Annotated in this window: 1 rRNA gene; it reads left to right on the forward strand. The window is 48.5% G+C overall.

Annotated features, from left to right (window positions below):
- Positions 1 to 402: 402 nt before the first annotated feature.
- Positions 403 to 3,280: ribosomal RNA gene (locus tag H8K32_RS19750) — 23S ribosomal RNA — on the forward strand.
- Positions 3,281 to 3,300: the final 20 nt, after the last annotated feature.

Genomic DNA, 3,300 nt, shown 5'->3' on the forward strand with positions numbered 1-3,300 from the left:
AAGCAGCTCAATAGACGTTGAAGTGAAGATTTAGGTTTGAACTTTCAAAGCGAAAGTCAGTGTAGTTTAAGTAGTATCTCGTTCTTTAACAATTTAGAAGAAGTAAAGTAGAAATAATCAAAATTTATTTCTGTAAAGGAAATGCTCGGAAGAGTGTTTCGTTTGATGTAACGACAGTTGCATTGAATAATTTATGGAAGGGTTATGATTGTATCGAACAAACAAAGTATTAAAAAGAGTTTGATCAAAAGCAGCCGAAAGGCAGTTTTAGAAAAAAATAAATTCTTGAGATACGGCAAACGCTAAAGTAATACTCATAAGTAGTAAAGAACTATAACCGGTTTTTGGTGGTGAACCTGAAGTTTAGAAATAAACGACAGTCGCCAGAAGCTAAAGTTATAGGGACAAGTGAATAAGTGCACATGGTGGATGCCTTGGCGATATCAGGCGATGAAGGACGTAGTAGCTTGCGATAAGCTGCGGGGAGTGAGCAAACACACTTTGATCCGCAGATTTCCGAATGGGGAAACCCGGCCGTAAGGTCATTGCAACATGAATACATAGTGTTGCAAAGCGAACGTGGCGAACTGAAACATCTAAGTAGCTACAGGAAAAGAAATCAACCGAGATTCCCAAAGTAGTGGCGAGCGAAATGGGAAGAGCCTGCAAGATTTAGCATCTTTGATAAACAAACGGAATGGAAAGTCCGACCATAGAGGGTGATAGTCCCGTAGTTGAAATCATCGGTGTGGAACTAAGTTTGCGACAAGTAGGGCGGGACACGTGAAATCCTGTCTGAACATGGGGGGACCATCCTCCAAGGCTAAATACTCGATATCGACCGATAGTGAACCAGTACCGTGAGGGAAAGGCGAAAAGAACCCCGGGAGGGGAGTGAAATAGAACCTGAAACCGTGTGCATACAAACAGTAGGAGCGGACTTGTTCCGTGACTGCGTACCTTTTGTATAATGGGTCAGCGACTTACATTCAGTGGCAAGGTTAACCGCATAGGGAAGCCGTAGAGAAATCGAGTCCGAATAGGGCGAACATAGTCGCTGGGTGTAGACCCGAAACCAAGTGATCTACTCATGGCCAGGTTGAAGGTGCGGTAACACGCACTGGAGGACCGAACCCACTAATGTTGAAAAATTAGGGGATGAGCTGTGGGTAGGGGTGAAAGGCTAAACAAACTTGGAAATAGCTGGTTCTCTCCGAAAACTATTTAGGTAGTGCCTCAAGTATCACCGACGGGGGTAGAGCACTGTTATGGCTAGGGGGTCATCGCGACTTACCAAACCATTGCAAACTCCGAATACCGTTGAGTGCGAGCTTGGGAGACAGACATCGGGTGCTAACGTCCGGTGTCAAGAGGGAAACAACCCAGACCGCCAGCTAAGGTCCCAAAGTATAGCTAAGTGGAAAACGAAGTGGGAAGGCTAAAACAGTCAGGAGGTTGGCTTAGAAGCAGCCACCCTTTAAAGAAAGCGTAATAGCTCACTGATCGAGTCGTCCTGCGCGGAAGATGTAACGGGGCTAAGCTATACACCGAAGCTGCGGATATGTTTTAGGACATATGGTAGGAGAGCGTTCTGTAAGCCTGCGAAGGTGTCTTGTAAAGGATGCTGGAGGTATCAGAAGTGCGAATGCTGACATGAGTAGCGATAATGGGGGTGAAAAGCCTCCACGCCGTAAGCCCAAGGTTTCCTGTTCAACGTTCATCGGAGCAGGGTGAGTCGGCCCCTAAGGCGAGGCAGAGATGCGTAGCTGATGGGAAGCAGGTTAATATTCCTGCACCGTCGTATGATGCGATGGGGGGACGGATCACAGAAGGTCGTCAGGCGGTTGGAAGAGCCTGTTCTTGACTTGTAGAAGGCACTTAGGCAAATCCGGGTGCGTAATTCAAGGGGTTGAGACGAGTGAACTTGTTCACGAAGCGATCGGAAGTGGTTCCAAGAAAAGCCTCTAAGCTTCAGTCATACGAGACCGTACCGCAAACCGACACAGGTGGGCGAGATGAGTATTCTAAGGCGCTTGAGAGAACTCGGGAGAAGGAACTCGGCAAATTGGTACCGTAACTTCGGGATAAGGTACGCCCTTGTAGTTTGACTGCCCTGCGGCAGAAGGATGAAGGGGTTGCAATAAACTGGTGGCTGCGACTGTTTAATAAAAACACAGCACTCTGCAAACACGAAAGTGGACGTATAGGGTGTGACGCCTGCCCGGTGCTGGAAGATTAAATGATGGGGTGCAAGCTCTTGATTGAAGTCCCAGTAAACGGCGGCCGTAACTATAACGGTCCTAAGGTAGCGAAATTCCTTGTCGGGTAAGTTCCGACCTGCACGAATGGCGTAACGATGGCCACACTGTCTCCTCCCGAGACTCAGCGAAGTTGAAATGTTTGTGATGATGCAATCTACCCGCGGCTAGACGGAAAGACCCCATGAACCTTTACTGTAGCTTTGCATTGGACTTTGAATCGATCTGTGTAGGATAGGTGGGAGGCTTTGAAGCGTGGACGCCAGTTTGCGTGGAGCCATCCTTGAAATACCACCCTGGTTTATTTGAGGTTCTAACCTTGGCCCCTGATCGGGGTTGGGGACAGTGCATGGTAGGCAGTTTGACTGGGGCGGTCTCCTCCCAAAGTGTAACGGAGGAGTTCGAAGGTACGCTAATTACGGTCGGACATCGTGATGATAGTGCAATGGCATAAGCGTGCTTAACTGCGAGACTGACAAGTCGAGCAGGTACGAAAGTAGGACATAGTGATCCGGTGGTTCTGTATGGAAGGGCCATCGCTCAACGGATAAAAGGTACTCTGGGGATAACAGGCTGATTCCTCCCAAGAGTTCATATCGACGGGGGAGTTTGGCACCTCGATGTCGGCTCATCACATCCTGGGGCTGTAGCCGGTCCCAAGGGTATGGCTGTTCGCCATTTAAAGTGGTACGTGAGCTGGGTTTAAAACGTCGTGAGACAGTTTGGTCCCTATCTGCCGTGGGCGTTGGAAGTTTGAAGGGGGCTGCTCCTAGTACGAGAGGACCGGAGTGGACGAACCTCTGGTGTATCGGTTGTCACGCCAGTGGCATTGCCGAGTAGCTATGTTCGGAAGAGATAACCGCTGAAAGCATCTAAGCGGGAAACTCGCCTTAAGATGAGACTTCCCAGAGACTTTGATCTCTTTAAAGGGTCGTTCGAGACCAGGACGTTGATAGGCTGGGTGTGGAAGTGCAGTAATGCATTAAGCTAACCAGTACTAATTGCCCGTAAGGCTTGTCCCTATAACCTTAGCAGGTTGTAG

The sequence above is a fragment of the Cognatundibacterium jejuense genome, from assembly GCF_014284255.1.
Lineage (GTDB): Bacteria > Pseudomonadota > Gammaproteobacteria > Burkholderiales > Burkholderiaceae_D > Undibacterium > Undibacterium jejuense.